This window comes from Pseudomonas sp. NY15437 (assembly GCF_048068435.1).
GTDB classification, from domain to species: Bacteria; Pseudomonadota; Gammaproteobacteria; order Pseudomonadales; family Pseudomonadaceae; genus Pseudomonas; species Pseudomonas nitroreducens_B.
In genome coordinates this window covers 15,859-42,457 of sequence record NZ_JBLUQC010000021.1, presented here as the reverse complement: position 1 = coordinate 42,457, position 26,599 = coordinate 15,859, and the positions used below count along the sequence as shown (strand labels likewise).

Below are 26,599 nucleotides of genomic sequence, written 5' to 3'. Positions count from 1 at the left end.
TCGCCGCCCCCCGGCGCTGGGCTGGCTCGGCCCCGGCGACTGTGCTGCAATGCGCTTCCAGCCCATTGCCGCCGCCGCTCACCGTGAAGCCACGCCTCGTGCGCAACTACCTGTTGCCCTTCCTGCTGCTCCTGCTGACGCTCGGCTTCGGCTACGGCGGCTACCTGATCAGCGAAGGCGCCGGCACCCGCAGCCTGATCGAGAGCGGCGAGCGCCAGCTCGAACTGCACGCCCGCGGCGTGGAAAGCGAGATCAGCCGCTACACCTACCTGCCCAGCCTGCTGGAGCTCGAAGGCAGCGTCAGCCGCCTGCTGGTGGACCCGACGCCGCTGCACCGCGACCGCGTCAACCATTACCTGGAAGGCCTCAACCGCCGCGCCGGCAGCCGCGCCGTGTACCTGCTGGACACCTCCGGCCGGGTACAGGCCACCAGCAACTGGCAGGACGCCGACAGCTACCTGGGCGAGGACCTGTCCTTCCGTGCCTATTTCCAGGAGGCGGTGAACGGCCGCCCCGGCCGCTTCTACGGCATCGGCAGCACCACCGGCGAGCCCGGCTACTACCTCGCCCACGGCCTCGTGCACGGCGGCAAGATCGTCGGCGTGGCGGTGGTCAAGGTGCGCATGGAATCCCTCGAGGAACGCTGGGAAAAGGCGCGCCTGCAGGCCTTCGTCAGCGACGAGAACGGCATCATCATCCTCTCCAGCGACCCGACCCTGCGCCTGAAGGCCGTGCGCCCGCTCAGCGACCAGGACAAGGAACGCCTCGCCCGCAGCCTGCAGTACTACTGGTGGGCGCTCAACGAATGGCAGCCGCTGGCGCGCCAGCCACTGGGCGATGACGTCGAGGAAATCAGCTTCCCGCCGTCCGCCGGCGAAGGACAAGCCGACAGCCACAAGCCGCTCAGCTACCTGATGCAGACGCGCCGCCTTAGCGACACGCCGTGGAACTTCACCCTGCTCACGCCGCTGGCCGACCTGCGCCGCGAAGCGCTGATGCACGGCGTTCTCGCCGCCGTCGGCTTCGCCCTGTTCGCCTTCCTGCTGATCGCCTGGAACGAACGGCGCAAGGTCATCGCCACCCGCCTCGCCGCGCGCGAGGCGCTGGAGCAGGCCAACAATGCCCTGGAGCGGCGCATCGCCGAGCGCACCGCCGACCTGCGCGCCAGCAACCAGCACCTGCGCGAGCAGATACGCGAGCGCCGCCAGGCCGAGGATACCCTGCGCAAGGCCCAGGACCGCCTGGTGCAGGCCGGCAAGCTGGCGGTGATCGGGCAGATGTCCACCAGCATCGCCCACGAACTCAACCAGCCGCTGGCGGCGCTGCGCACCCTGTCGAGCAACAGCGTGCGCTTCCTCGAACGCGGCAAGCTGGACGTCGCCAGCAGCAACCTCGACGCCATCGCCGAAATGGTCGACCGCATGGGCCGCATCACCGCCAGCCTGCGCGCCTTCGCCCGGCGCGCCGACGACCATGGCCAGGCGACCCTGAGCAAGGCGGTGGACGCCGCGGTGATGGTGCTGCAAGTGCGCCTGGCCGCCGTGCCGGTGACCCTGCATCGCGACTTTGCCGACGCCCAGCTGGCCATCGACCAGACGCGCCTGGAGCAGATCCTGGTCAACCTGATCGCCAACGCCCTCGACGCCATGGGCCCGCAGGACGACCGCCAGCTCTGGCTGGAAGGCCGCGTCGAGAACGACAGCCACTACCGCCTGGTGGTCCGCGACAATGGCCCCGGCATCCCGCAGGACGCGCGGGCGCACCTGTTCGAACCTTTCTTCACCACCAAGCCCGGCGAACTCGGCCTGGGCCTGGGCCTGACCCTGTCGGCCAGCCTCGCCACCGCCGCCGGCGGCAGCCTCGGCGTGGCCTACCCGGAAGCCGGCGGTACCGCCTTCGAGCTGCACCTGCCGCTGCTGCCCGCCATGGAGACACCCGCATGAGCGACCCATCCCTGCGCGTCCTGATCGTCGAGGACGACCCCCATGTACGCCTCGGCTGCCAGCAGGCGTTGGCCCTGGAAGACATCGAGACCGACAGCGTGGGCAGCGCCGAGGAAGCGCTGAAGAAGGTCGGCGCCGACTTCCCCGGCATCGTCGTCAGCGACATCCGCATGCCCGGCATGGACGGCCTGCAACTGCTGGAGAAACTCAAGGCGCTCGACCCCAGCCTGCCAGTGGTGCTGATCACCGGCCACGGCGACATCGCCATGGCGGTCAAGGCCATGCGCGACGGCGCCTACGACTTCATGGAAAAACCCTTCTCCCCCGAGAAGCTGGTGGACACCGCGCGCCGTGCCCTCGCCCAGCGCGCCCTGACCCGCGAAGTCAGCCAGCTGCGCCGCCAGCTCGCCGGCAGGCAGGCCCTGGAGAGCCGGCTGATCGGCCGCTCGCCGGCCATGCAGGCGCTGCGCGAGCTGATCGCCAACGTCGCCGACACCTCCGCCAACGTGCTCATCGAAGGCGAGACCGGCACCGGCAAGGAGCTGGTCGCGCGCTGCCTGCACGACTACAGCCGGCGCCAGCCCAAGCCCTTCGTCGCGCTCAACTGCGGCGGCCTGCCGGAAAGCCTGATCGACAGCGAAATCTTCGGCCACGAGGCCCACGCCTTCACCGGCGCCGGCAAGCGGCGGATCGGCAAGATCGAACACGCCGACGGCGGCAGCCTGTTCCTCGACGAAATCGAGAGCATGCCGCTGAACCTGCAGATCAAGCTGCTGCGCGTGCTGCAGGAACAGCAGCTGGAACGCCTGGGCTCCAACGACCTGATCCGCGTGGACTGCCGGGTGATCGCCGCGACCAAGTCCGACCTCGCCGCCATGGGCCGCGAGGGCACGTTCCGCAGCGACCTGTACTACCGCCTCAACGTCATCACCCTCAACCTGCCGCCACTGCGCGAGCGCCGCGAAGACATCCTCATGCTCTTCGAGCACTTCCTGCAGCAGTCCTCGCTGCGCTTCGACCGCCCGGCGCCGCCCATCGACAACGCCACCGCCGCGACGCTGATGGCCCACGACTGGCCGGGCAACGTGCGCGAGCTGCGCAACGTCGCCGAACGCTTCGCCCTCGGCCTGCCGGTGCTGGCCGGCGGCAACCTCGGCCCGGACGCCGGCGAGCCGCGCTTCGCCGAGGCGGTGGAAGCCTTCGAGAAAAGCCTGCTGTCCACCGCCCTGGAGCGCCACGCCGGCAACCTCAGCCAGGCCGCGGCAGCCCTGGGCATGGCCAAGACGACGCTGTTCGACAAGGTGAAGAAATACGGCCTGAAGAGCGATTGATTCCATCTGTAGGAGCGAGCTTGCTCGCGAACGCTTTTTGACCGGAGATACATGGCGTCAGGCGGGTTCGCGAGCAAGCTCGCTCCTACAAGGCAACGCCACCCGCCCATTGATCTGGCACGAAGTGTCCCGGACACTATCGACCTTTGAACCGGCCGCACGAGCGGGAGCCAACATGTCCACCCAAGCCGAAACCCTCTGGAACCAGCTCTGCGCCGACGCCGGCGTCGACCCGCAGCAGCGCATGGCCGCGCGCCAGGCCATCCTCGCCGACAGCCGTGCGCTGGACGCCACCGTCTACCGCCCGGACGACAACGACCCGGACGCCGAAGAACTGGATATGGGCGACGCCAGGGTGCTCTTCCTCGGCCCTTTCGAAGCCCCCGTCGAATGGGACGCCGCCGAGCGCGAGGACTTCTTCGACGACGCCGACCCGGCGCTGTTCTTCAGCGCACGCATCGAATGTGAAGCCGAGCCGGGCAGCGCCGGCTTCTTCGTTCCGGAAGTGGGCGACTACCTGGCGGTGATGGATGGCGGCAAGATCCAGATGTACTTCCTCCACGACTGGCGCGAAGACGAAGACGGCTGCACCTGCGTGCTGATCCGCGACGACATCCAGCTCTGAGCCCGCGATAGCGCCCGCCCCTGCAGGAGCGGGCCATGCCCGCGACCGCGCGTACCGCGCCGCCCAACCGTTTCGTCCCCTCGCCCCACCGCTACCGCCGGTCAGCACCACATAAATTCCTACAAATATGTGGGAAGGCTCCGATGAATTCGCCGCGGTTCCGCTGTCTAGAGTACTCGCCCCTTTTCAAACGGCCGGACCGCCGCCATGAACCACACTCCCGACACGCTCTGGGTCGATGTGGAGACCTGGTCTCCCTATCGCCCGCAACGCATTCTCCACGGCCGCATCAGCCGCGCGGATTACCTTGCCCTGCGCGACGGCCATGCACCCTTCGAGGTACGCCTGGGCGATTGCCAGAGCCGCCATTGCCCCACCGGCCCGGTGCAGGACCTGTTCCTCAGCGGCTCGCACATCCTCAACGTCACGCCGGCCGAGCGGGTGGCCTGACGCACGTGGCAGAGTCCCACGGGCTAATCAGAAGAACCTGACAGAGACCGCGCGGGGTAGGCGCTATGGTTCGCCCCCCCAATATCCTCCGTCGGGAGACGTGGCAATGAACGAACAACTGAAGGTCGAAGTGGTGGTTCGCGCCCATGATCGCGAATCCTCCGTACTCCATGGCTCAATCAGCCAGGGGGACTACCGCGCGCTCTGTGCCGGCGCGGCACCTTTCGTGGTCCGCATCAACGACTGCCAATCCGACATGGGGCTGCTGGACACCCCCGAAGACCTGTACGTGCGCAGCGCCTACATCCTCAGTATCGAGGTGCTCGAGCGCCCCGCCGCCCGTCAGTCGGCCATGCCGCGGTAGACGTAGGTCATCGGCCGCGGCCCCGGCAGGTAGTCCTGGATCAGTTCGCGCAGGTGGAAACCGCCGGATTCGATCAACGCCGGCATGTCGCGGTCCAGGTGGCAGCCGCCCGCCAGCGGCTTCCATACCGGCGTGAGCCGCCGCTGCCACGCGCGCACGCCGGCATCCGGCGCCAGGCCGTGTTCGCAGAACAGCAGTTCGCCGCCGGGCTTGAGCACCCGGCGCATCTCCTTCAGCGCCGCCACGGCATCGGGGATGCTGCACAGGGTGAAGGTGCAGACGATGCTGTCGAAGCTGCCGGCCTCGGCGCGGATCTGCCCCAGCTCCAGCGCCACCATGTCCACCGGAATACCGATGGCCGCGGCGCGCTTGCGGGCGAGCGTCTGCATCTGTGCCGCCGGGTCGACGCCAACGATTGTCGACACTTTCGCCGGATCGTAGAACGACAGGTTCAGCCCGGTGCCCATGCCGATCTCCAGCACCCGCCCGCGCGCGCGGGGCACCAGCAGCGAGCGCTGCTTCATCACGTCGCCCATGCCGCAGGCGAAGTCGATCAGGTGGGGCAGCACATAACGGTCATAGAGTTGCATGGGCGTTCTCCCTCGATTCAGCCGATCCTAGCGGGCCGACGCAGCTTGGGCACGGCGGCCGACGAGGGGATACCCGCCATTCTCGCGCACTGCGATGCCGGGCCAACCGCCCACCTGGGCATAATCACCCTGCCCCATTAGACGATTGTCGACAATTCATCAAATCTTGATTGACCGAAGGCTTTTCCAGGGGTAGCTTTCGCCGCACACCAAGAAGATTGTCGACACCATGAGCGATAGCCTGATTCTGCCCACCCCTGCCAGCGACGACGGCGAGACCCTGTCGGAACACGTGTTCCGCAAGATCCAGTCGGCCATCGTCAAGGGCGAAATCGCCCCCGGCAGCAAGATTTCCGAGCCGGAACTGGCGCGTACCTACGGCATCAGCCGGGGCCCGCTGCGCGAGGCGATCCACCGCCTGGAAGGCCAGAAGCTGCTGGTGCGCGTGCCGCACGTCGGCGCACGGGTGGTTTCGCTGAGCCACGAGGAGCTGCTGGAGCTTTACGAGATCCGCGAATCCCTCGAGGGCATGGCCTGCCGCCTGGCCGCCGAACGCATGAGCCCGGCGGAAATCGACGAGCTGCGCCGGGTACTCGACACCCACGAGCGCGACGAGGCGTTCCAGGCCGGGCGTGGCTACTACCAGCAGGAAGGCGACTACGACTTCCACTACCGGATCATCCAGGGCAGCGGCAACCGCACCCTCACCCGCATGCTCTGCGGCGAGCTGTACCAGCTCGTGCGCATGTACCGCCTGCAGTTCTCGGCGACGCCCAACCGTCCGCGCCAGGCTTTCTCCGAGCACCACCGGATTCTCGATGCCATCGCCGATCGTGACGGCGAACTGGCCGAGTTGCTGATGCGCCGTCACATCGGCGCCTCGAAACGCAATATGGAGCGCCACTACCTGGACGCCCAAGCCAAGACAGCCAACGAACGAGGTGAACAATGAGCTACAAGACCGCCGGCCAACGTTTCCGCGAAGCCCTTACCGAAGAAAAGCCGCTGCAGGTGATCGGCGCGATCAACGCCAACCACGCCCTGCTGGCCAAGCGCGCCGGCTTCAAGGCCATCTACCTGTCCGGTGGCGGCGTGGCGGCAGGTTCCCTCGGCCTGCCGGACTTAGGCATCAACACCCTGGATGACGTGCTCACCGACGTGCGCCGCATCACCGACGTCTGCGACCTGCCGCTGCTGGTGGACATCGACACCGGCTTCGGCCCCAGCGCCTTCAACATCGAGCGCACCGTGAAGAGCCTGATCAAGGCCGGCGCCGCCGCCGCCCACATCGAGGACCAGGTGGGCGCCAAGCGCTGCGGCCACCGTCCGGGCAAGGAAATCGTCTCCGTGGACGAAATGGCTGACCGCGTGAAAGCCGCCGCCGACGCCAAGACCGACCCGAACTTCTTCCTCATCGCCCGCACCGACGCCATCCAGGCCGAGGGCGTGGACGCCGCCATCGAGCGCTGCCTGCGCTACGTCGAGGCCGGCGCCGATGCGATCTTCGCCGAAGCTGCCTACGACCTGCCGACCTACAAGCGCTTCGTCGAGGCGCTGAACGTGCCGATCCTGGCCAACATCACCGAGTTCGGCGCCACCCCGCTGTTCACCCGCGACGAGCTGGCCTCGGTCGGCGTGGCCATCCAGCTGTATCCGCTGTCCGCCTTCCGCGCCGCCAACAAGGCCGCCGAAGCGGTGTACACCGCGATCCGCCAGGAAGGTCACCAGCAGAACGTGATCGACCTGATGCAGACCCGTGCCGAGCTGTACGACCGCATCGGCTACCACGCCTTCGAGCAGAAGCTCGACGCGCTGTTCGCCGCCGGCAAGAAGTGAGCCTGAACTTATGTAGGGTGGATAACGCCCCAGGCGTTATCCACCATCGGCTGTGACGGCGGATAACACTTCGCGTTATTCGCCCTACGCCAGGGCCGGCTACCCGCGCTGGAGCCGGCCAACCAGATTCGAACCGAAACCTCGGCTACGCCGGGGGACAAGAACAAGCAACCGGATTTGATGAGGAGACACGCGATGAGCGCTACCGCAGAAACCACCACCGGCTTCAAGCCGAAGAAATCCGTGGCCCTGAGTGGCACCGCCGCTGGCAACACCGCCCTGTGCACCGTCGGCCGCACCGGCAACGACCTGCACTACCGTGGCTATGACGTCCTGGACTTCGCCAACCGCTGCGAATTCGAGGAAATCGCCCACCTGCTGGTCCACGGCAAGCTGCCCAACGTCGCCGAACTGGCCGGCTACAAGGCCAAGCTCAAAGCCCTGCGCGGCCTGCCGGCCGGCGTGAAAGCCGCCCTGGAAACCCTGCCGCCCTCGGCCCACCCGATGGACGTGATGCGCACCGCCGTGTCCGTGCTCGGCTGCCTGTCGCCGGAGAAGGACGACCACAACCATCCGGGCGCCCGCGACATCGCCGACAAGCTGATGGCTTCGCTGGGTTCGGCGCTGCTCTACTGGTACCACTTCAGCCACAACGGCAAGCGCATCGACGTCGAGACCGACGACGACTCCATCGGCGGCCACTTCCTGCACCTGCTGCACGGCGAGAAGCCTCGCGAGTCCTGGGTGCGCGCCATGCACACCTCGCTCAACCTGTACGCCGAGCACGAGTTCAACGCCTCCACCTTCACCTCCCGCGTGATCGCCGGCACCGGCTCGGACATGTACTCCTGCATCGCCGGCGCCATCGGCGCGCTGCGCGGCCCGAAACACGGCGGCGCCAACGAGGTGGCCTTCGAGATCCAGAAGCGCTACGACAACCCGGACGAAGCCGAGGCCGACATCCGTGCCCGCGTCGAGAAGAAGGAAGTCGTGATCGGCTTCGGCCACCCGGTCTACACCGTGTCCGACCCGCGCAACAAGGTGATCAAGGAAGTCGCCCAGCAGCTGTCGAACGAGCAGTCCAACACCAAGATGTATGACATCGCCGAGCGCCTGGAAAGCGTGATGTGGGAAATCAAGAAGATGTTCCCCAACCTCGACTGGTTCAGCGCCGTCAGCTACCACATGATGGGCGTGCCCACCGCGATGTTCACCCCGCTGTTCGTCATCGCCCGCACCGCCGGCTGGTCCGCCCACGTCATCGAGCAGCGCATCGACGGCAAGATCATCCGCCCGAGCGCCAACTACACAGGTCCCGAAGACCTCAAGTTCGTGCCGCTCAAGGACCGCAAATGATGAACACTCAATTCCGCAAACGCCTGCCCGGCACCGCGCTGGATTACTTCGACGCCCGCGAGGCGGTCGATGCGATCCAGGCCGGCGCCTGGGACAAACTGCCCTACACCTCCCGCGTGCTGGCCGAACAGCTGGTGCGCCGCTGCGAGCCCGAGGACCTGACCTCCTCCCTGGAGCAGCTGGTCTACCGCAAGCGCGACCTGGACTTCCCCTGGTACCCGGCGCGCGTGGTCTGCCACGACATCCTCGGCCAGACCGCGCTGGTCGACCTCGCCGGCCTGCGTGACGCCATCGCCGAGAAAGGCGGCGACCCGTCCAAGGTCAATCCGGTGGTGCCGACCCAGCTGATCGTCGACCACTCGCTGGCCGTGGAAGCCGCGGGCTTCGACCCGGATGCGTTCGAGAAGAACCGCGCCATCGAGGACCGCCGCAACGAGGATCGCTTCCACTTCATCGACTGGACGAAAACCGCGTTCAAGAACGTCGACGTGATCCCGGCCGGCAACGGCATCATGCACCAGATCAACCTGGAGAAAATGAGCCCGGTGATCCAGGCGCGCGGCGGCGTGGCCTTCCCCGACACCTGCGTCGGCACCGACTCGCACACCCCGCACGTGGATGCCCTGGGCGTGATCGCCATCGGCGTCGGCGGCCTCGAAGCCGAGACCGTGATGCTGGGCCACCCGTCGATGATGCGCCTGCCCGACATCGTCGGCGTGAAGCTCACCGGCCAGCGCAAGCCGGGCATCACCGCCACCGACATCGTCCTGGCGATCACCGAGTTCCTGCGCAAGGAGCGCGTGGTCGGCGCCTACGTCGAGTTCTTCGGCGAGGGCGCGGACAGCCTGTCCATCGGCGACCGCGCGACCATCTCCAACATGTGCCCGGAATACGGCGCCACCGCCTCGATGTTCTACATCGACGGCCAGACCATCGATTACCTCAAGCTCACCGGCCGCGAGCCCGAGCAGGTGGCGCTGGTGGAGACCTACGCCAAGACCCTCGGCCTGTGGAGCACCGCGCTGGAAACCGCCGAGTACGAGCGCGTGCTCGAGTTCGACCTGGGCAGCGTCGTGCGCAACATGGCCGGCCCGTCCAACCCGCACCGCCGCCTGCCGACCTCGGCGCTGGCCGAGCGCGGCATCGCCGACGAAGCCAAGCTTGCAGCCGGCAAGGGTGAAGAAGCCCAGGGCCTGATGCCCGACGGCGCGGTGATCATCGCCGCCATCACCAGCTGCACCAACACCTCCAACCCGCGCAACGTCATCGCCGCCGGCCTGGTGGCGAAGAAGGCCAACGCGCTGGGCATGGTCCGCAAGCCGTGGGTGAAGACCTCCTTCGCGCCGGGCTCGAAGGTCGCCAAGCTGTACCTGGAAGAAGCCGGCCTGCTGCCGGAGCTGGAGAAGCTCGGCTTCGGCATCGTCGCCTATGCCTGCACCACCTGCAACGGCATGTCCGGCGCGCTGGACCCGGCGATCCAGAAGGAGATCATCGACCGCGACCTGTACGCCACCGCCGTGCTCTCGGGCAACCGCAACTTCGACGGCCGCATCCATCCCTACGCCAAGCAGGCCTTCCTCGCCTCGCCGCCGCTGGTGGTCGCCTACGCCATCGCCGGCACCGTGCGCTTCGACATCGAGCAGGACCCGCTGGGCACCGACCAGCACGGCAACCCGGTCACCCTGAAGGACCTCTGGCCGTCCGACGAAGAGATCGACGCCATCGTCGCTTCCAGCGTCAAGCCCGAGCAGTTCAAGCAGGTCTACATCCCGATGTTCGACCTGGGCAGCGTGCAGGAAGCCGAAAGCCCGCTGTACGACTGGCGCCCGATGTCCACCTACATCCGCCGCCCACCGTACTGGGAAGGCGCGCTGGCCGGCGAGCGCACGCTCAAGGGCATGCGTCCGCTGGCGATCCTGCCGGACAACATCACCACCGATCACCTGTCGCCGTCCAATGCCATCCTGGCGGACTCGGCCGCCGGTGAATACCTGGCGAAGATGGGCCTGCCGGAGGAGGACTTCAACTCCTACGCCACCCACCGCGGCGACCACCTGACCGCCCAGCGCGCCACCTTTGCCAACCCGCAGCTGGTCAACGAAATGGCCGTGGTGAACGGGGAAGTGAAGAAGGGCTCGCTCGCCCGCGTCGAGCCGGAAGGCAAGGTGATGCGCATGTGGGAAGCCATCGAAACCTACATGAACCGCAAGCAGAACCTGATCATCGTCGCCGGCGCCGACTACGGCCAGGGCTCGTCCCGCGACTGGGCGGCCAAGGGCGTTCGCCTGGCGGGCGTGGAAGTGATCGTGGCCGAAGGCTTCGAGCGCATCCACCGCACCAACCTGGTGGGCATGGGCGTGCTGCCGGTGGAGTTCAAGCCGGGCACCACGCGCCTCACCCTGGGCCTGGACGGCACCGAGACCTACGACATCAAGGGCGACATCTCGCCGCGCAGCGACCTGACCCTGGTGGTCAATCGCCGCAACGGTGACGTGGTCGAAGTCCCGGTCACCTGCCGCCTGGACACCGCCGCCGAAGTGAAGGTGTACAACGCCGGCGGCGTGCTGCAGCGCTTTGCCAAGGACTTCCTCGAGTCGTCCGTGGCGTGATGTAACGGCTCCGGCCTGCCATGCGGCAGGTCGGATCGAACCCTGTAGGAGCGGGCCATGCCCGCGACCAGCCTCCGCGCGGGGATGTCGCGGGCATGGCCCGCTCCTACAACTGATCTGTCAGGACGTACCCCATGCCCCACGTACCCCAAGTGAAGATCCCCGCCACCTACATCCGCGGCGGCACCAGCAAGGGCGTGTTCTTCCGCCTGCAGGACCTGCCCGAGCGCTGCCAGGTGCCGGGCGAAGCGCGCGACCAGCTGTTCATGCGCGTGATCGGCAGCCCCGACCCGTACAGCGCGCACATCGACGGCATGGGCGGCGCCACCTCCAGCACCAGCAAGTGCGTGATCCTGTCGAAAAGCACCCAGCCGGACCACGACGTCGACTACCTCTACGGGCAGATCTCCATCGACAAGGCCTTCGTCGACTGGAGCGGCAACTGCGGCAACCTCTCCACTGCCGCCGGCTCCTTCGCCATCCACGCCGGTCTCGTCGATCCGTCGCGCATCCCCGACAACGGCACCTGCGTGGTGCGCATCTGGCAGGCGAACATCCAGAAGACCATCATCGCCCACGTGCCGATCACCAACGGCCAGGTGCAGGAGACCGGCGACTTCGAGCTGGACGGCGTGACCTTCCCCGCCGCCGAGATCGTGCTGGAGTTCCTCGACCCGTCCGACGACGGCGAGGACGGCGGCGCCATGTTCCCCACCGGCAACCTGGTGGACGACCTGGAAGTTCCCGGCATCGGCACCTTCAAGGCGACCATGATCACCGCCGGCATCCCGACCATCTTCGTCAACGCCCAGGACATCGGCTACACCGGCGCCGAGCTGCGCGAAGCCATCAATGGCGACCCCGAGCAATTGGCGCGCTTCGAGAAATTCCGCATCGCCGGCGCCCTGCGCATGGGCCTGATCAAGACCCCGGAAGAAGCCGCGACCCGCCAGCACACGCCGAAGATCGCCTTCGTCGCGCCGGCCAAGGACTACGTCACCTCCAGCGGCAAGCAGGTGAAAGCCGGCGACGTCGACCTGCTGGTGCGCGCGCTGTCCATGGGCAAGTTGCACCACGCCATGATGGGCACCGCCGCCGTGGCCATCGGCACCGCGGCCGCCATCCCCGGCACCCTGGTGAACCTCGCCGCCGGCGGTGGCGAACGCAGCGCCGTGCGCTTCGGCCATCCCTCCGGCACCCTGCGCGTAGGCGCCGAGGCGAAGCAGGTGAACGGCGAATGGGCCGTGACCAAGGCCATCATGAGCCGCAGCTCGCGCATCCTCATGGAAGGCTGGGTGCGGGTGCCGGGCGATTCGTTCTGATCTGAGACTCTACCGTTGAAAGCACAAGGCCCGCATATGCGGGCCTTGTCGTTTTTTCATGGGGGATCGTGCCTGGGCCTTCCCCTCACCCCAACCCTCTCCCAGAGGGAGAGGGGGCCGTTCGGAGCAGGCAAAGAACACGACGCAGCCTGGAGACTCGGTCCAACCGGCGCGGACTCCCTCTCCCCTTGGGAGAGGGCCGGGGTGAGGGCCAACCAGCGCGCCGATGTATCCCTGTAGGCACGATCGACACGCTTTTGCTCTCGTAGGAGCGGAGCTTCTCCGCGAACACCGGCGCGTGCTGAACGATTCACGGACAAGGTCCGCTCCTACGAAAGCCCCGATGCAGATCCGGCCTCAGGCGACGAAATCGCCCTGCAACTGCTCCAGCAGCACCTGGATGCGCGCCAGGCGCACGGTGGGGTCGTCCATCTCCAGCAGTACCTGTTTCTGGTCGCGCTCGAAGGGCAGCAGGTAGGCAAGCTGGCAGGCCAGTGCCTGCTGGCCGTTGACCTCCCCGCCCATCTCCAGCGCAGACACCATCGGGTGCATCGACAGCGCCTCCAGCAGCGCGGCGAGGTCGTCGTGCTCCTTGGTCAGCGGCTGGTCGGGCTGCTCGTCCAGCCATTGCACCTCGGCCACGGTCAACTGGTCCGGCTGCACGTTGGCCGAGAGCACGCGGAAGCGCCGCCCGCCCTCCACACGGATGCCCAGCAAGCCGTTGGGCCGCTGCTGCCAGTCGCGGATGTGCGCCTCGCAGCCGACCAGGCTGTAGCGCTCCGGCGCATCGCCGACTTCCTCGCCCTCGACGATGGCCACCACGCCGAACCCGCCGTTCTGCTTCATGCAGCGGCCGATCATGTCCAGGTAGCGCGCCTCGAAGATCTGCAGGTCGAGGCGGCAGCCCGGAAACAGCACGGTGTTGAGGGGGAACAGCGGAAAACTCATGGACACTCCGTCATCTCGTTACGAGAGCAATGCTACCGCCAACGGTAGCAGCACAGCGGTGGCCACGCCCATCAGGCTCATGGCCAGGGCGGCGAAGGCGCCGCACTCCTCGCCCTCCTGCAGGGCGCGGGAGGTGCCCACGGCGTGGGCGGTCATGCCCAACGCCATGCCTTGGGCTGCCGGGTGATGCACGCCGAAGCGGCGCAGCAGTTCCGGGCCGAGGATGGCGCCGAGCACGCCGGTGATCAGCACGAACACCGCCGCCAGCGCCGCCACGCCGCCGATCTGGCTGGCCACCAGCATGGCAATCGGCGAGGTCACCGACTTGGGCGCCAGGCTCATCAGCAGTTCGTGGTCGACGCCGAACAGCCAGCCCAGGCCGATGCCCAGCCCGGTGGCGAACAGCCCGCCGAGCAGCAGGGTGATCAGCGTCGGCCAGAACAGCTGGCGGATGCGCTTGAGGTTGAGGAACAGCGGCACCGCCAGCGCCACGGTGGCGGGGCCGAGGAGGATGGTCAGCACCTTGGCGCTGTTGCTGTATTCGGCGTAATCGATGCCGCAGGCCAGCAGCACCGCGATGACGATCAGCATCGACACCAGCACCGGCTGCAGGAACACCCAGCGCGTGCGCTCGTAGGCGGCCAGGGCCAGCTGGTAGGCGCCCAGGGTGACGCCGACGCAGAACAGCGGATGGTGGATGACGGCGTTCAACGCGCCTTGCCAGTCGAACATCACGCGCCCTCCTTCTGCTTGCGCTGGCGGTCGATGAGCTTCTGCATCAGCCAGCCGGCGAACACGAAGGACACCAGCAGCGACAGCGCCAGGGCGCCAGCAATGGCCCAGAAGTCCGCGGCGATCTGCTTCGCGTAGGCCATCACGCCCACCGCCGCCGGCACCAGCAGCAACGGCAGGTAGCGCAACAGCGAAGCGGCCGCCTCGTTCACCGGTTTGCTCACCTCGCCGTTCCACACCAGGAAAGCGAACAGCAGCACCAGCCCAATGATGGGGCCGGGAATCATGTGCAGGATGAGAGCATTCAGGCCCGTGCCGAGCAGTTGGAACAGCACCAGCCAGGTCAGTCCGCGTAACAGCATCAGGGAACATCTCCAGCGCAAGGAGCCGCCATTATGCCCGCCCGGCGCCCGCTATGGCTCGGCATTCGCCCAAAGCATGAATGCCGCTGCGGCTTGACCGGCCGCGGCCCCCATGCTGATCTGTTGACGGACCGTTACGCAGGCCGCACTAGAAGAACAACGATATCCCCGGAGGAAACATGGCATTCGTACCCGTAAGCGCACTGAAGGACTACATCGGCAAGGACCTGGGGCATTCGCAGTGGATCACCGTCGATCAACAGCGCATCAACCAGTTCGCCGAGTGCACCGAGGACCACCAGTTCATCCACGTCGACCCGGAGAAGGCGAAGAAGACGCCCTTCGGCGGCACCATCGCCCACGGCTTCCTCTCGCTGTCGCTGATCCCCAAGCTCTGCGAGGGCCTGCTGGTCCTGCCGGAGAACCCCAAGATGGTGGTCAACTACGGCCTGGACAGCGTGCGCTTCATCCAGCCGGTGCCGGTGGACTCGCGCGTGCGCCTGCAGGTGACCATCACCGACATCACCGAGAAGAACCCCGGCCAGTGGCTGATCAAGGCCCGCTGCACCCTGGAGATCGAAGGCCTGCCCAAGCCCGCCTACATCGCCGAATCCCTGAGCCTGTGCTTCGTCTGACCGCGCCTGCTCAGCGCTGAGAAAAAAGCCCGCGTCCGCGGGCTTTTTTGCGTCACACTCAAACGGCGTCCCGCTGATTCGAGAGTCCCGATGCCACGCCACCTCCTGCCCTTGAGCCTCGCCCTGCTCCTTGCCGCCTGCGGCGAAGGCGAACCGCTGTCGCCCCCGGACGCCCGCCTGCCCGACGGCGCCCGCTACCGTGGCGAGGTGGTGAATGGCCAGTTGCAGGGACCGGGGCGTCTGGATTACAGCAACGGTGCCTGGTACGAGGGCGGCTTCGACAAGGGCCTGCAGAGCGGCCAGGGCACCTGGAGCGACGGCAACGGCACACGCTATGAAGGCGAGTTCCGCGACGGCCTGTTCGAAGGCCGCGGCCGCCTGCAGTATGCCGACGGCAGCATCTACGAAGGTCAATTCAAGCGCGGCGAATTCGACGGCGAAGGCCGGCTCTCCCAGGGCGGCAGCACCTACAGCGGCGGCTTCCGCAAGGGCCGCTACGAGGGCAGCGGCAGCCTCGAACAGGCCGACGGCACCCGTCACCAGGGCTATTTCGCCAAGGGCGAGGCCAACGGCGAAGGCGCCCGCCGCGACAGCCTGGGCAACCAGTACAGCGGCTCGTTCAAGAACGGCGTGCTCGAAGGCAAGGGCATCTTCCGCGACGACGCTGGCGATCAGTACAGCGGCGAGTTCCGCAACGACCAGTTCGACGGCAACGGGCGCTTCCAGAATGCCGATGGCGATGTCTGGTCGGGCCGCTTCAAGGCCGGCGCGCTGAGCGGGCCGGGCGAGTTCATCGGCAGCGATGGCAGCCACTACAAGGGCGACTTCCGCTTCTGGCGCTTCGACGGCCAGGGCACCCTGAGCAAGCCCGACGGCCAGACCTACACCGGCGGTTTCGCCCGCGGCGAATACGCCGGCGAAGGCACCCTCACCCGCCGCGATGGCAGCGTGCAGAAAGGCATCTGGCGCGCCGGCCAGTTGCGCCAGGACGCCGCCGGCAAGCGTGTGCCCGATCCGCTGGAAGTGGGCCTGCTGGAACAGGGCGCGCTGCTCGATCAGGCGCTCGCCGCCATCCCGCCGTCCACCCCGGCCATCGAGCTGTACGGTGTCAGCCTGGGTGGCGACGGCAAGCAGAGCGTGTTCCTGCGCGAGGCCGACTATGTCGCCAACCTGCTCGGCGAACGCTTCGGCGCGCGCAGCGTGGTGCGCCTGGTGAACCACCGTGACCACCTCGCCGACCGCCCCATGGCCACCCGCGAAACCCTCGCCCGCACCCTGCGCACCATCGCGCAGCGCAGCGGCCCGGAAGACCTGGTGTTCATCTACCTCACCAGCCACGGCTCCCACGACCACCAACTGGTGCTGGATATGCCGGGCCTGAAGCTCGACGACCTGCCGGCCAGCGAACTGGCCGACCTGCTCGCCCCGCTCAAGGACCGCACCAAGGTGCTGGTGATTTCCGCCTGCTACAGCGGCGGTTTCATCCCCGCGCTCAAGGATGACAAGACCCTGATCATGACCGCCGCGCGCAGCGACCGGGTGTCCTTCGGCTGTTCCGAGGAAGCCGACTTCACCTACTTCGGCGACGCGCTGTTCGCCAAGGCCTTCCAGCAGACCGACGACCTCCGGCAGGCGTTCGCCCTGGCCAGCGCCACCGTGGCCGCGCGCGAGAAGGAGGAGCAATTCGAGCCCTCGGAGCCGCAACTCTGGGCGCCGCCAGGGGTCATTACTCGCTGGCAGGCCCTGCGCGCGCAGCAGACGCACAGCACATTGGCGCAGCGCGACAGCGATGCGCAGGCAAAACGACAGGGCGACAACTAAGCTGGAACATGTGTCAGAGGGGAAACACAGATGTACTCGAAACCGACGAACATCCTGCTAGCTGGCGCCACCGGCCTGACCGGTGAGCATCTGCTCGATCGCATGCTCAACGAGCCCACCGTCCAGCGCGTCATCGCTCCGGCCCGGCGGAAGCTGGCCGAGCACCCACGCCTGGAAAACCCGGTCGGCCCGCTGGCCGAACTCATCCCGCACCTGCTCCAGCCGGCGGACACGGTGTTCTGCTGCCTGGGCACCACCCTCAAGGAAGCCGGCTCGGAGGAGGCGTTCCGCAGCGTCGACTTCGACCTGCCGCTGGCCCTGGGCGAGCGCGGCCTGGCCCTCGGTGCGCGGCACTACATCGTGGTCAGCGCGCTGGGCGCGGACAGCAAATCGTCGATCTTCTACAGCCGGGTCAAGGGCGAACTGGAAGATGCCCTGCGCCAGCAGGGCTGGCAGCAACTGACCATTGCGCGGCCGTCGCTGCTGCTGGGCCAGCGCGAGGAGGTCCGCCTGGCCGAGCTGCTTGCGGCCCCCTTCGCCCGCATCCTGCCGGGCAAGCTGCACGGCATCGAAGCCATCGCCCTGGCCCGTGCGCTCTGGCGCCTGGCGCTGGAAACCGGCAAGGGCACCCGCATCGTCGAGTCGGACGAACTGCGCAAGCTGGGCAAATAACCCCACCACACACCGAAGGCGTACAACCGTTCGCGGCTGCACGCCGATGTTGCTCTTCGTAGGAGCGGGCTTGCTCGCGAATCAGCGCAACGGCGAATGCCGGTGCCGCCGGGAGTTTGGGAGGTTCGCGAGCAAGCTCGCTCCTACAATGGCCCCTCCACTCACCGACGCCCCCTGTAGGAGCGGGCCATGCCCGCGACAGCGCCTGCAAGGCGCCCTGCCCGGGAGCGCCCAGGCATCCGGTAGGCAACGCGTGTATCGATGAGCGCGGACCTTGTCCGCGGTCGCGGGCGTGGCCCGCTCCTACAGGATGAGTCTCCGGCTATCCGGACATGCGGGAACCGCCGCGCCTTTGTAGGAGTGTCTTTCTCTGACAGTCCGTGCCGAGAACTTCCCTCTCCCTAACCCTGGCTGCGCGCCCCGCTCCGAAGGGAGAGGGGACCGGTCGGTGCAGGAGGAATCCATCGCGCCAGCCGGCACGGACAGCTCCCTCTCCCTTCAGGGAGAGGGCGGGGGAGAGGGCAGCCCCAGCCGCTCTCACCTCTGATCCTGGCGAAATCGACTACACAAGCCGGCCATGCCCGCGAAGGCGCCTGCAGGGCGCCCTTGCCGGGAATGCCCATGCAATCGATTGGCAACGCGTATTGAGAAGCGCGGACCTTGTCCGCGTTCGCGGGCGTGGCCCGCTCCTACAGGATGAGTCTCCGGCCATTCGGACATGCGGGAACCGCCGCGCCTTTGTAGGAGCGGGCCAGCCGAACAGGCGGGAAACACTCTTCCCGAGAGGGAAGCTGGGCTAGTTGCCGCCCCACACCTGCAGGCCGACGCCCAGTTCCGCAGCGATCGACAGCGGCAGCAGCAAGGTATCCAGCAGCGCGCTGCCGGGCAGGTCGAGGGCCGGGTAGGCCGGCGCGTCGGTGCCGAAGTGGTCCTTCGGGCAGCAGCCGCCATTGAGCGAGTACCAGTCCAGCCGCGTGCCGGCGTAGATCAGCGGATCACCCGGCCGGCTGTCGTTGAGGGTCTTCACGGTGGCGCAGCCGCCCAGTTGCAGCAGCAACAGGGCGGCAAGGAGCTTATTCGTCACTGACAAGATGGTGTTCGCCCCAGCGCGGCAGCATGTCCTGGGGGATGCCCAGCTGATTGAGAATCCGCGCGACGACGAAGTCGATCAGGTCGTCCACCGTCTGCGGCTGGTGATAGAAGCCCGGAGCGGCCGGGAGGATCACCGCGCCCATGTTGGACAGCTTGAGCATGTTCTCCAGGTGGATGCTGGAGAACGGCGCCTCGCGCGGCACCAGGATCAACTGCCGGCGCTCCTTCAGGGCCACGTCGGCGGCGCGTTCGATCAGGTTGTTGCAGGCGCCGGTGGCGATGGCCGAGAGCGTCCCGGTCGAACAGGGCACCACCACCATCGCGCTGGGCGCGCCGGAGCCGGAAGCCACCGGGGCCATCCAGTCTTCCTTGCCGTACACGCGGATCTGCCCCGGCGCGGCGCCGGTGTATTCGCTCAAGAAAGCCTGCATCGCCTGCGGCTTGCTCGGCAGGGTCACGTCGGTCTCGGTGGCCACCACCAGTTGCGCGGCCTTGGAGATCAGGAAGTGCACCTCGCGGTCTTCCTGCACCAGGCAGTCGAGCAGGCGCAGGCCATACTGCGCGCCGGAGGCGCCGGTCATGGCGAGGGTGACGCGTTCGGCTCCGGCCATGCTCAGCCCTCCAGCGCCTGGGCCAGCTTGCCGTGCAGGCCGCCGAACCCGCCGTTGCTCATGATCACCACCTGGGTGCCCGGCGTGGCGATCGCCTTCACGCCCTCGATGATGGCGTCCAGCGAATCGCAGACCTGCGTGGGCACGGTGGAGCTGGCCACGGTGGCGGCCAGGTCCCAGCCCAGGTTCGGCGGCGCGTACCAGAACACGTTGTCGGCCTGCACCACGGACTCCGGCAGGCCGTCGCGGTGGGCACCGAGCTTCATGGAATTGGAGCGCGGCTCGACCACGGCGATCACCGGGGCGTCGCCAACGCGCTTGCGCAGGCCGTCCAGCGTGGTGGCGATGGCGGTCGGGTGATGGGCGAAATCGTCGTAGATGGTCACGCCGTTGACCTCGGCGACCTTCTCCATGCGCCGCTTGACGCTCTTGAAGGCCGACAGCGCGGCGCAACCCAGTTCCGGCACCACGCCGACATGCCGGGCCGCCGCGAGGCAGGCCAGGGCGTTGGCGACGTTGTGCTGGCCGGTCAGCTCCCAGTCCACGGTGCCCTGCGGCTTGCCGTCGAACAGCACCTCGAAGTGCGAGCCGTCTTCGCTGAGCAGGCGCGCCTGCCACTGGCCGCCTTCGCCGGTGGTCTGCACCGGCGTCCAGCAGCCCATGTCGATCACGCGCTTGAGCGCGGTTTCGGCGGTGGGGTGGATGACCAGGCCTTCGCCGGGGATGGTCCGCACCAGGTGATGGAACTGCCGTTCGATGGCGGCGAGGTCGGGGAAGATGTCCGCGTGGTCGAACTCCAGGTTGTTCAGGATCGCCGTGCGCGGGTGGTAATGGACGAACTTGGAGCGCTTGTCGAAGAAGGCGCTGTCGTACTCGTCGGCCTCGACCACGAAGAACGGCGTGCCGCCCAGGCGCGCGGAGACGCCGAAGTTCTGCGGTACGCCGCCGATCAGGAAGCCCGGGCTCATGCCGGCGTGTTCCAGTACCCAGGCCAGCATGCTGCTGGTGGTGGTCTTGCCGTGGGTGCCGGCGGCCGCCAGCACCCAGCGGCCCTGCAGTACGTGGTCGGCCAGCCACTGCGGGCCGGAGACGTAGGGCAGGCCCTTGTTCAGCACGTATTCCACCGCCGGGTTGCCGCGCGACAGCGCGTTGCCCACCACCACCAGGTCCGGGGCCGGCTCCAGGTGCGCGGGGTTGTAGCCCTGCATCAGCTCGATGCCCTGGGCCTGCAGCTGGGTGCTCATGGGCGGGTAGACGTTGGCGTCGGAGCCGGTCACGCGGTGGCCCAGTTCCTTCGCCAGGACGGCCAGCGACCCCATGAAGGTGCCGCAGATGCCGAGGATGTGGATATGCATGCAGACTCCTGCAATCAAGCCTGTGAAGGCGCTTCGAATGGGCGGCAGAGTAGCACAGCGCGCCCCCGCGCGGCCCGCCGCCGGGGCATCAGACGACGAGGTGGGGAGGCGGTTCCCGGTGGAGGGGGAAGGCGTTCACTTTTCCATCATCGTCGTGCGTTTCAAGTCGGCGGTGATCGACGGGGATATCCGTGCTTGCGCGTCCCCCTCACCCCAGCCCTCTCCCTCAGGGAGAGGGGCCAGATCGTGCCGACTGATGCCGAGGCTTCATCCTGCACCATGCGGTCCCCTCCCCCTTCAGGGGGAGGGTTACGGAGAGGGAGCGGAGTCAATCGAAGCGCCTGCCCCACGCCCAAGCACCATTCGCGAGCAAGCTCGCTCCTACAGGCTCGGCGAATTCGCTCTTCGTAGGAGCGAGCTTGCTCGCGAACCGCATGGCACCGGGCCAATGGCGGGCGGAGTGCGCTCCTACGACAGCTGCTTCCTGCTCAGCCCGTGGCGGTTGAGCTTGCGGTACAGCGTGTTGCGGCTGATGCCCAGGTGCTGCGCCACCCGGCTGACATGCCAGTGATGCGCTTCGAGCACCTCCAGCAGCGCATTGCGTTCGGCCGCGCCGAGGGTGTCGCCGCCGTCCTCGGCCACGGGGGCCGGCGGGGCGGCAGGCGCCGGCGCGCGGCGCAGGTCCGGCGGCAGGTCGGCCATCTGGATGCGGCCGCCCTCGCACAGCGCACACAGCGTGCGCAGCACGTTGCGCAACTGGCGCACGTTGCCCGGCCAGGGGAAATCGAGCAGGTGCCGACGCACGTCGTCGTCCAGGCGCACGCTGCGGCCCTTGCTTTCCTCGGCCAGCAGGTGGTCGAGCAGCGCGCCGCGGTCGCTGCGTTCGCGCAGCGGCGGGAGCGCCACGACCAGGCCGTTGAGGCGGTAGTAGAGGTCTTCGCGGAACTGCCCGGCCGCCACCAGCGCCTCCAGGTCGCGGTGGCTGGCGCTGATCAGGCGGATATCCACATCCTGCGGCTCGCCGCCGATGGGCACCACCTGGCGCTCTTCCAGCACGCGCAGCAGGCGGGTTTGCAGCGCCAGCGGCATGTCGCCGATCTCGTCGAGGAACAGCGTGCCGCCGTCGGCCTGCTGCAGCTTGCCGCGCATGCCTTCCTTGCGCGCACCGGTGAAGCTGCCGCCGCGGTAGCCGAACAGTTCGCTCTCGATCAGGGTTTCGGGAATCGCCGCGCAGTTCAGCGCGACGAAGCTCTTGCCGGCGCGCTCGCCGCCCAGGTGCACGGCGCGGGCGAACGCCTCCTTGCCGGTACCGGTCTCGCCTTGCAGCAGCAGCGGTACGTCGTGGGCGTAGACCTTCAACGCGCGGCGGAAATCATGGGCCAGTTGCGCATCGTCGATGCACAGCCCCTTGGCCAGCGGCGCGCGCGGCAGCACCGGCGCGGCAGCAATGGGGCGCTTGCCGCGCAGCAGCGCATAGAGGGTGCGCCCGGCGTGGGTGCGCAGCGGCCAGCTGGCATTGGGCTGCGGGTCGGCGCGGCCGAACAGGTCGTCCAGCCGGCACTCGAAGAACTGGTCGAGGGAGCGGCCGATGAGGCTCTCCCGGCGGCTGCCGAGCAGGTTGATGGCGCTCTGGTTCGCCGCGCGGATGCGCCCGTCGGCGCCGAAGGCCAGCATGCCTTCGCTGAACAGCCCGAGGCCGTCCGGTTGCAGGTGGAAGCGCAGCAGCCACTGGTCCTCGAAATGGCGCAGGAAGTAGCAGCTCTCGATGGCCTTGGCCGAGAGGTTGACCAGCGCCATGGTGTGGAACTGGCTCTGCCGCGAGACATCGCGGCGGGCGGAGGACACATCGAGCACCGCCAGCAGCTCGCCCTGCGGGTCGAATACCGGGCTGGCCGAGCAGGTCAGGCCGGTGTGGCGGCTGCGGAAATGTTCGTCCTGGTGGATGGTCAGCGCCTGGCGCTCCACCAGGCAGGTGCCGATGCCGTTGGTGCCTTCGCGAGCCTCGCTCCAGTCGGCGCCGAGCCACAGCCCGGCCTGCTCGAAAGTGCGCCGCTCGGCGGCTTCGCTGACGCAGTTGAGGATGACCCCGCGCGAATCGGTGAGCAGCACCGCGTGGCCGGCGCCGGACAGTTGCTGGTGCAGGCTGTTCATCTCGCCGCTGGCGATCTCCAGCACCTGGCGGTGGCGTTCGCGCACCTCGAGCATGCGCGCGTGCTCCAGCACGGCCGGCGCCATGGGCTGGGCAGGGTCCAGGTGGTACTGCTCCAGGCAGCGCATCCAGGAGCGGGCGATCGACGGGTCCGCGCCGGGGGCACCGGCGGGGGCCTTGCCCTCGGCCACAGTCATGACCTGGCGGGCGTGGCGGCTCAAATCGTTGGCGCGCATTCTTGTTGTTCTCCGCATGGGGGACGGGGAGGCAGCCCCGGATTCCGTCGCAGTCCTGTCGGACAATTCGTCGGAACACGAGACAGCATCCCCCACGCGCCGGGCCAATGCAACGTCTGGCCGACCGTCAGGTCACGACTGTCACGGATACGGGACAAAGTGTCACCCGGCGCTGTGCCAGGGGCGTCACAGCGGGCCTTCCGCCCCATCGCCGCGTACCCGTCCAGGCCACGGGCGGCGCGCCTTTCACTGGCATGGCCCGGCCCTTGCTCTACGCTGAATCAACGTCCTCCCCAACAAGCACAAGACCCAGGAGATCCGACCATGCGTTATGCCCATCCCGGTAGCGAAGGCGCCATCGTTTCGTTCAAGGCGCGCTACGGCAACTACATCGGCGGCGAGTTCGTCCCGCCGGTGAAGGGTCAGTACTTCACCAACACCTCGCCGGTGAATGGCCAGCCCATCGCCGAATTCCCCCGCTCCACCGCCGAGGATATCGACAAGGCGCTGGACGCCGCCCATGCCGCCGCCGATGCCTGGGGCCGCACCTCGGTGCAGGACCGCTCGCTGGTGCTGCTGAAGATCGCCGACCGCATCGAACAGAACCTGGAGCTGCTGGCCGTCACCGAAACCTGGGACAACGGCAAGCCGATCCGCGAAACCCTCAATGCCGACATCCCGCTGGCCGCCGACCACTTCCGCTACTTCGCCGGCTGCATCCGCGCCCAGGAAGGCAGCGCCGCCGAGATCAACGACACCACCGTCGCCTACCACATCCACGAGCCGCTGGGCGTGGTCGGGCAGATCATCCCGTGGAACTTCCCGCTGCTGATGGCCGCGTGGAAGCTGGCCCCGGCCCTGGCCGCCGGCAACTGCATCGTGCTCAAGCCGGCCGAGCAGACCCCGCTGGGCATCAGCGTGCTGATGGAGCTGATCGGCGACCTGCTGCCCAAGGGCGTGCTCAACGTCGTCCAGGGCTTCGGCAAGGAGGCCGGCGAGGCGCTGGCCACCAGCAAGCGCATCGCCAAGATCGCCTTCACCGGCTCCACCCCGGTGGGCTCGCACATCCTCAAGTGCGCCGCCGAGAACATCATCCCGTCCACCGTGGAGCTGGGCGGCAAGAGCCCGAACATCTACTTCGAAGACATCATGCAGGCCGAGGAAACCTTCATCGAGAAGGCCGCCGAGGGCCTGGTGCTGGCCTTCTTCAACCAGGGCGAGGTGTGCACCTGCCCGTCGCGGGCGCTGGTGCAGGAATCCATCTACCCGCAGTTCATGGACGTGGTGTTGAAGAAGGTGAAGGCCATCAAGCGCGGCGACCCGCTGGACACCGACACCATGGTCGGCGCCCAGGCCTCGCAGCAGCAGTACGAGAAGATCCTTTCCTACCTCGACATCGCCCAGCAGGAAGGCGCGCAGATCCTGGCCGGCGGCTCGGTCGAGAAGCTCGACGGCAACCTCTCCACCGGCTATTACATCCAGCCGACCCTGCTCAAGGGCAGCAACAAGATGCGCGTGTTCCAGGAAGAGATCTTCGGCCCGGTGGTGGGCGTGACCACCTTCAAGGACGAGGCCGAAGCCCTGGCGATTGCCAACGACACCGAATACGGCCTGGGCGCCGGCGTCTGGACCCGCGACATCAACCGCGCGTACCGCATGGGCCGTGGCATCAAGGCCGGCCGCGTGTGGACCAACTGCTACCACCTGTACCCGGCCCACGCCGCCTTCGGTGGCTACAAGAAATCCGGCGTGGGCCGCGAGACCCACAAGATGATGCTCGACCACTACCAGCAGACCAAGAACCTGCTGGTGAGCTACGACATCAACCCGCTGGGCTTCTTCTGAGTTCCGCTGCTCCACCGCCCGGCGCGAGCCGGGCATTCTCTCCAATCGATCTTTGCGCGGCCTGCGGGCCGCGCTTTTTTATGCCTGGGGGAAACTGCCTTCCCATGAAAGCCCGCGCTAGGGACTCCCCTCACCCCCGCCCTGGCTGCGCGCCCCGCTCCGAAGGGAGAGGGAGCAGATCGTGCCGGCTGACGACGTGGTTTCACCCTGCACCGAACAGTCCCCTCTCCCTTCAGGGAGAGGGTTAGGGAGAGGGCAGCCTTTGTGCACGTGATCAGGTAGGAGCGGACTTCGTCCGCGATAGATTCGCGACGCGCCGGATGTCATCGCGGACGGCGTCCGCTCCTACACAGGGTTCAGCACGCAGCGAAGCCTGTAGGAGCGAGCTTGCTCGCGAACCCGCCCAGCTTCGAAGTCGCCGGAAAAGCCCGTTCGCGAGCAAGCTCGCTCCTACGATAAGCCGGTCAGTGCGCGTCGCTGCGCCACTGCCGCGGGCTCACGCCGAACCAGCGGCGGAACGCGCGGGAGAAGGCGCTGGTTTCGGAATAGCCCAGCAGCGGCGCCAGTTCGGAGATCGGTCGCTGCGGCTGGCGCAGGTAGTGCAGCGCCAGCTCGCGACGGGTGTTTTCCACCAGTTGGCTGAAGCTCAGCCCCGCCTCGCGCAGGCGGCGTTGCAGGCCGGCGGTGGTGAGTTCCAGCTGCTCGGCGATGACTTCCAGCGACGGCTCGCCGTCCGCCAGGGCGAGGCGGATCTGCGTGCCGGCATCCTCCACCAGGTTCGGCGCGCCGCCCTGCTCGCCCAGGCGGCGGATCACGTCCTGCACCAGGAACAGCAAATTGGCGTCGCGCTCGGGCATCTGCCGGCCATACAGGTCGCGCTTGGGAATCAGCATCGAATTGCAGCCGCGCTGGAACAGCACCGGCGCGTCGAACACACGGCCGTGTTCCTGCCAGCCTTCCGGCCGCGCGTGTTCGAAGCTCACCGCGCGCGGCGCCCATTGCGGGCCGAGCACGTGGCGCATCAGGTTCAGCGCCATGCCCAGGGTCAGTTCGGCGTCCTGGCGGCGGTCAAGGATCGCGCCGTGGCGCACCTGGTAGTCGAAGCGGTAGCACTCGCCGCAATCCACCAGGCGGATCAGGGTGTCGTGCTGGTGATAGGGGAAGGCGGCGGCGAAGTTCTTCAGCGCCTCCTCCAGCGTCTCCGAACACAGCCCGACATACCCCAGCAGGCCCAGCTCGCGCGGGCGGAACTGCTCGCCGTAGCGCAGCCCGAAGTTGTCGCAGCCCGATTGCCGCGCGGCCTCCTCCAGCACCTGGCAGTAGTTGGTCAGCGCCAGGCTCAGGGTCGGATGCAGCAGGCGCTCCGGGTCGATGCCGGCGCGGCCGAACACGCGGTCGATGTCGCCGCCCTGGTCGCCGATGAAGCGGCCCAGGCCGCTGGCGGCGGCGGACAGTACGCCGATGTTGCTGGCCAGGGGCAGGCTCAGGCCGGAGGGAGAAAACAGAGGCTGGCTCATGTCGGTTACCGATCTTGTTATCAGGCGCACAAGGCACGTCGTTCCCCGCTCGGGGGAGGGAATAAACAAAGCAAATCCCGTGCCTCGCCGCGCCCTTTCCGAAAATCGCCCACCCCGCGTCGCGCCTGGCGTGCAGCTGCCACAGCAGAGGGCAGGCAGGCGTTTTTGGGCACCACAAGCGAGCATCGCGCCCACGGT

Annotated in this window: 23 protein-coding genes; 14 read left to right on the top strand and 9 right to left on the bottom strand. The window is 67.7% G+C overall.

Annotation, left to right across the window (positions count from 1 at the left end):
* Positions 1–41: 41 nt before the first annotated feature.
* The 5 genes from ACNFIA_RS29750 to ACNFIA_RS29730 all read left to right on the top strand — a co-directional run bounded on the left by ACNFIA_RS29750 (position 42) and on the right by ACNFIA_RS29730 (position 4,713).
* Positions 42–1,943: a sensor histidine kinase gene (locus ACNFIA_RS29750; RefSeq protein WP_416790707.1), complete on the top strand. Its 1,902-nt coding sequence runs from the start codon at positions 42–44 to the stop codon at positions 1,941–1,943.
* Positions 1,940–3,274: a sigma-54-dependent transcriptional regulator gene (locus ACNFIA_RS29745; RefSeq protein ID WP_416790668.1), complete on the top strand. Its 1,335-nt coding sequence runs from the start codon at positions 1,940–1,942 to the stop codon at positions 3,272–3,274. Before ACNFIA_RS29750 ends, ACNFIA_RS29745 begins: the two co-directional genes overlap by 4 nt.
* A gap of 175 nt (positions 3,275–3,449) precedes the next feature.
* Complete coding sequence (locus tag ACNFIA_RS29740; RefSeq protein ID WP_416790666.1) at positions 3,450–3,899, top strand: hypothetical protein; 450 nt, start codon at positions 3,450–3,452, stop codon at positions 3,897–3,899.
* A 207-nt stretch (positions 3,900–4,106) separates the two neighbouring features.
* Positions 4,107–4,349 (top strand): hypothetical protein, encoded by a 243-nt coding sequence (locus tag ACNFIA_RS29735; RefSeq protein WP_259759207.1) that lies wholly within the window; start codon positions 4,107–4,109, stop codon positions 4,347–4,349.
* Between the two features lie 106 nt (positions 4,350–4,455).
* On the top strand, positions 4,456–4,713 hold the full coding sequence (locus ACNFIA_RS29730) for a hypothetical protein (protein WP_259759206.1): 258 nt from the start codon (positions 4,456–4,458) through the stop codon (positions 4,711–4,713).
* On the opposite strand, the gene ACNFIA_RS29725 is transcribed toward ACNFIA_RS29730, so the two are convergent.
* Positions 4,692–5,303 (bottom strand): class I SAM-dependent methyltransferase, encoded by a 612-nt coding sequence (locus tag ACNFIA_RS29725; protein ID WP_416790665.1) that lies wholly within the window; start codon positions 5,301–5,303, stop codon positions 4,692–4,694. The two genes, ACNFIA_RS29730 and ACNFIA_RS29725, sit on opposite strands and share 22 nt — an antisense overlap.
* A gap of 229 nt (positions 5,304–5,532) precedes the next feature.
* Here ACNFIA_RS29725 and ACNFIA_RS29720 point away from each other — a divergent pair, with 229 nt between their 5' ends.
* From ACNFIA_RS29720 to prpF, 5 genes are all read left to right on the top strand, one after another.
* Positions 5,533–6,255, top strand: a complete 723-nt coding sequence (locus ACNFIA_RS29720; RefSeq protein WP_416790664.1) for a GntR family transcriptional regulator — start codon at positions 5,533–5,535, stop codon at positions 6,253–6,255.
* Positions 6,252–7,139: a methylisocitrate lyase gene (gene prpB / locus ACNFIA_RS29715; protein WP_416790662.1), complete on the top strand. Its 888-nt coding sequence runs from the start codon at positions 6,252–6,254 to the stop codon at positions 7,137–7,139. Before ACNFIA_RS29720 ends, prpB begins: the two co-directional genes overlap by 4 nt.
* A gap of 195 nt (positions 7,140–7,334) precedes the next feature.
* Positions 7,335–8,495, top strand: a complete 1,161-nt coding sequence (gene prpC, locus ACNFIA_RS29710; RefSeq protein ID WP_416790661.1) for a bifunctional 2-methylcitrate synthase/citrate synthase — start codon at positions 7,335–7,337, stop codon at positions 8,493–8,495.
* Positions 8,495–11,104: a Fe/S-dependent 2-methylisocitrate dehydratase AcnD gene (acnD, locus tag ACNFIA_RS29705; RefSeq protein ID WP_416790705.1), complete on the top strand. Its 2,610-nt coding sequence runs from the start codon at positions 8,495–8,497 to the stop codon at positions 11,102–11,104. The genes prpC and acnD overlap by 1 nt, the downstream gene beginning before the upstream one ends.
* Positions 11,105–11,238: 134 nt before the next feature.
* The gene (gene prpF, locus ACNFIA_RS29700) at positions 11,239–12,426 is read left to right on the top strand and encodes a 2-methylaconitate cis-trans isomerase PrpF (protein ID WP_416790659.1); all 1,188 of its coding nucleotides are present in this window, start codon (positions 11,239–11,241) and stop codon (positions 12,424–12,426) included.
* Positions 12,427–12,783: 357 nt separating this feature from the next.
* Here prpF and ACNFIA_RS29695 read toward each other — a convergent pair whose 3' ends face one another.
* From ACNFIA_RS29695 to ACNFIA_RS29685, 3 genes are read right to left on the bottom strand one after another with little or no spacing between them, the layout of a single operon-like run.
* Positions 12,784–13,374 carry an LON peptidase substrate-binding domain-containing protein gene (locus tag ACNFIA_RS29695; RefSeq protein WP_416790657.1) on the bottom strand — a complete coding sequence of 197 codons (591 nt, stop codon included), beginning with the start codon at positions 13,372–13,374 and terminating at the stop codon, positions 12,784–12,786.
* An 18-nt stretch (positions 13,375–13,392) separates the two neighbouring features.
* Positions 13,393–14,106, bottom strand: a complete 714-nt coding sequence (locus ACNFIA_RS29690) for an LrgB family protein (protein ID WP_259759198.1) — start codon at positions 14,104–14,106, stop codon at positions 13,393–13,395.
* The gene (locus ACNFIA_RS29685; RefSeq protein ID WP_045217069.1) at positions 14,106–14,468 is read right to left on the bottom strand and encodes a CidA/LrgA family protein; all 363 of its coding nucleotides are present in this window, start codon (positions 14,466–14,468) and stop codon (positions 14,106–14,108) included. The genes ACNFIA_RS29690 and ACNFIA_RS29685 overlap by 1 nt, the downstream gene beginning before the upstream one ends.
* 179 nt (positions 14,469–14,647) lie before the next feature.
* On the opposite strand from ACNFIA_RS29685, the gene ACNFIA_RS29680 reads away from it, so the two are divergent.
* The 3 genes from ACNFIA_RS29680 (at position 14,648) to ACNFIA_RS29670 (ending at position 17,596) form a co-directional block, all read left to right on the top strand.
* Entirely contained in the window at positions 14,648–15,103 is a 456-nt protein-coding gene (locus ACNFIA_RS29680) for a MaoC family dehydratase (protein ID WP_045217066.1), read from the top strand.
* Between the two features lie 90 nt (positions 15,104–15,193).
* Positions 15,194–16,924, top strand: a complete 1,731-nt coding sequence (locus ACNFIA_RS29675) for a C13 family peptidase (protein ID WP_416790656.1) — start codon at positions 15,194–15,196, stop codon at positions 16,922–16,924.
* Between the two features lie 30 nt (positions 16,925–16,954).
* Positions 16,955–17,596 (top strand): oxidoreductase, encoded by a 642-nt coding sequence (locus ACNFIA_RS29670; RefSeq protein WP_416790655.1) that lies wholly within the window; start codon positions 16,955–16,957, stop codon positions 17,594–17,596.
* 796 nt (positions 17,597–18,392) lie between these two features.
* On the opposite strand, the gene ACNFIA_RS29665 is transcribed toward ACNFIA_RS29670, so the two are convergent.
* The 4 genes from ACNFIA_RS29665 to ACNFIA_RS29650 form a co-directional block, all read right to left on the bottom strand.
* The gene (locus tag ACNFIA_RS29665) at positions 18,393–18,680 is read right to left on the bottom strand and encodes a YceK/YidQ family lipoprotein (RefSeq protein WP_259759544.1); all 288 of its coding nucleotides are present in this window, start codon (positions 18,678–18,680) and stop codon (positions 18,393–18,395) included.
* Complete coding sequence (gene ubiX / locus ACNFIA_RS29660) at positions 18,670–19,299, bottom strand: flavin prenyltransferase UbiX (protein ID WP_017521701.1); 630 nt, start codon at positions 19,297–19,299, stop codon at positions 18,670–18,672. Before ubiX ends, ACNFIA_RS29665 begins: the two co-directional genes overlap by 11 nt.
* A 2-nt stretch (positions 19,300–19,301) precedes the next feature.
* Entirely contained in the window at positions 19,302–20,654 is a 1,353-nt protein-coding gene (gene mpl / locus ACNFIA_RS29655; RefSeq protein WP_416790653.1) for a UDP-N-acetylmuramate:L-alanyl-gamma-D-glutamyl-meso-diaminopimelate ligase, read from the bottom strand.
* A gap of 468 nt (positions 20,655–21,122) precedes the next feature.
* A complete protein-coding gene (locus tag ACNFIA_RS29650; RefSeq protein ID WP_416790652.1) occupies positions 21,123–23,039 on the bottom strand; it encodes a sigma-54-dependent Fis family transcriptional regulator in 1,917 nt (638 codons plus the stop codon).
* Between the two features lie 324 nt (positions 23,040–23,363).
* On the opposite strand from ACNFIA_RS29650, the gene ACNFIA_RS29645 reads away from it, so the two are divergent.
* Positions 23,364–24,884 (top strand): aldehyde dehydrogenase family protein, encoded by a 1,521-nt coding sequence (locus ACNFIA_RS29645; RefSeq protein ID WP_416790649.1) that lies wholly within the window; start codon positions 23,364–23,366, stop codon positions 24,882–24,884.
* A gap of 464 nt (positions 24,885–25,348) precedes the next feature.
* On the opposite strand, the gene ACNFIA_RS29640 is transcribed toward ACNFIA_RS29645, so the two are convergent.
* On the bottom strand, positions 25,349–26,401 hold the full coding sequence (locus ACNFIA_RS29640; RefSeq protein WP_416790648.1) for an AraC family transcriptional regulator: 1,053 nt from the start codon (positions 26,399–26,401) through the stop codon (positions 25,349–25,351).
* Positions 26,402–26,599: the final 198 nt, after the last annotated feature.

Excerpts from the sequence above, each read along its gene's own strand:
- ACNFIA_RS29685 (WP_045217069.1), bottom strand. The coding sequence starts at position 14,468 with ATGCTGTTACGCGGACTGACCTGGCTGGTGCTGTTCCAACTGCTCGGC.
- mpl (WP_416790653.1), bottom strand. The coding sequence starts at position 20,654 with ATGCATATCCACATCCTCGGCATCTGCGGCACCTTCATGGGGTCGCTG.
- ACNFIA_RS29725 (WP_416790665.1), bottom strand. The coding sequence starts at position 5,303 with ATGCAACTCTATGACCGTTATGTGCTGCCCCACCTGATCGACTTCGCC.
- ACNFIA_RS29690 (WP_259759198.1), bottom strand. The coding sequence starts at position 14,106 with ATGTTCGACTGGCAAGGCGCGTTGAACGCCGTCATCCACCATCCGCTG.
- ACNFIA_RS29720 (WP_416790664.1), top strand. The coding sequence starts at position 5,533 with ATGAGCGATAGCCTGATTCTGCCCACCCCTGCCAGCGACGACGGCGAG.
- prpF (WP_416790659.1), top strand. The coding sequence starts at position 11,239 with ATGCCCCACGTACCCCAAGTGAAGATCCCCGCCACCTACATCCGCGGC.
- prpC (WP_416790661.1), top strand. The coding sequence starts at position 7,335 with ATGAGCGCTACCGCAGAAACCACCACCGGCTTCAAGCCGAAGAAATCC.
- ACNFIA_RS29735 (WP_259759207.1), top strand. The coding sequence starts at position 4,107 with ATGAACCACACTCCCGACACGCTCTGGGTCGATGTGGAGACCTGGTCT.
- prpB (WP_416790662.1), top strand. The coding sequence starts at position 6,252 with ATGAGCTACAAGACCGCCGGCCAACGTTTCCGCGAAGCCCTTACCGAA.
- ACNFIA_RS29650 (WP_416790652.1), bottom strand. The coding sequence starts at position 23,039 with ATGCGCGCCAACGATTTGAGCCGCCACGCCCGCCAGGTCATGACTGTG.
- acnD (WP_416790705.1), top strand. The coding sequence starts at position 8,495 with ATGAACACTCAATTCCGCAAACGCCTGCCCGGCACCGCGCTGGATTAC.
- ACNFIA_RS29730 (WP_259759206.1), top strand. The coding sequence starts at position 4,456 with ATGAACGAACAACTGAAGGTCGAAGTGGTGGTTCGCGCCCATGATCGC.
- ACNFIA_RS29640 (WP_416790648.1), bottom strand. The coding sequence starts at position 26,401 with ATGAGCCAGCCTCTGTTTTCTCCCTCCGGCCTGAGCCTGCCCCTGGCC.
- ACNFIA_RS29670 (WP_416790655.1), top strand. The coding sequence starts at position 16,955 with ATGTACTCGAAACCGACGAACATCCTGCTAGCTGGCGCCACCGGCCTG.
- ACNFIA_RS29645 (WP_416790649.1), top strand. The coding sequence starts at position 23,364 with ATGCGTTATGCCCATCCCGGTAGCGAAGGCGCCATCGTTTCGTTCAAG.
- ubiX (WP_017521701.1), bottom strand. The coding sequence starts at position 19,299 with ATGGCCGGAGCCGAACGCGTCACCCTCGCCATGACCGGCGCCTCCGGC.
- ACNFIA_RS29740 (WP_416790666.1), top strand. The coding sequence starts at position 3,450 with ATGTCCACCCAAGCCGAAACCCTCTGGAACCAGCTCTGCGCCGACGCC.
- ACNFIA_RS29745 (WP_416790668.1), top strand. The coding sequence starts at position 1,940 with ATGAGCGACCCATCCCTGCGCGTCCTGATCGTCGAGGACGACCCCCAT.
- ACNFIA_RS29680 (WP_045217066.1), top strand. The coding sequence starts at position 14,648 with ATGGCATTCGTACCCGTAAGCGCACTGAAGGACTACATCGGCAAGGAC.
- ACNFIA_RS29675 (WP_416790656.1), top strand. The coding sequence starts at position 15,194 with ATGCCACGCCACCTCCTGCCCTTGAGCCTCGCCCTGCTCCTTGCCGCC.
- ACNFIA_RS29695 (WP_416790657.1), bottom strand. The coding sequence starts at position 13,374 with ATGAGTTTTCCGCTGTTCCCCCTCAACACCGTGCTGTTTCCGGGCTGC.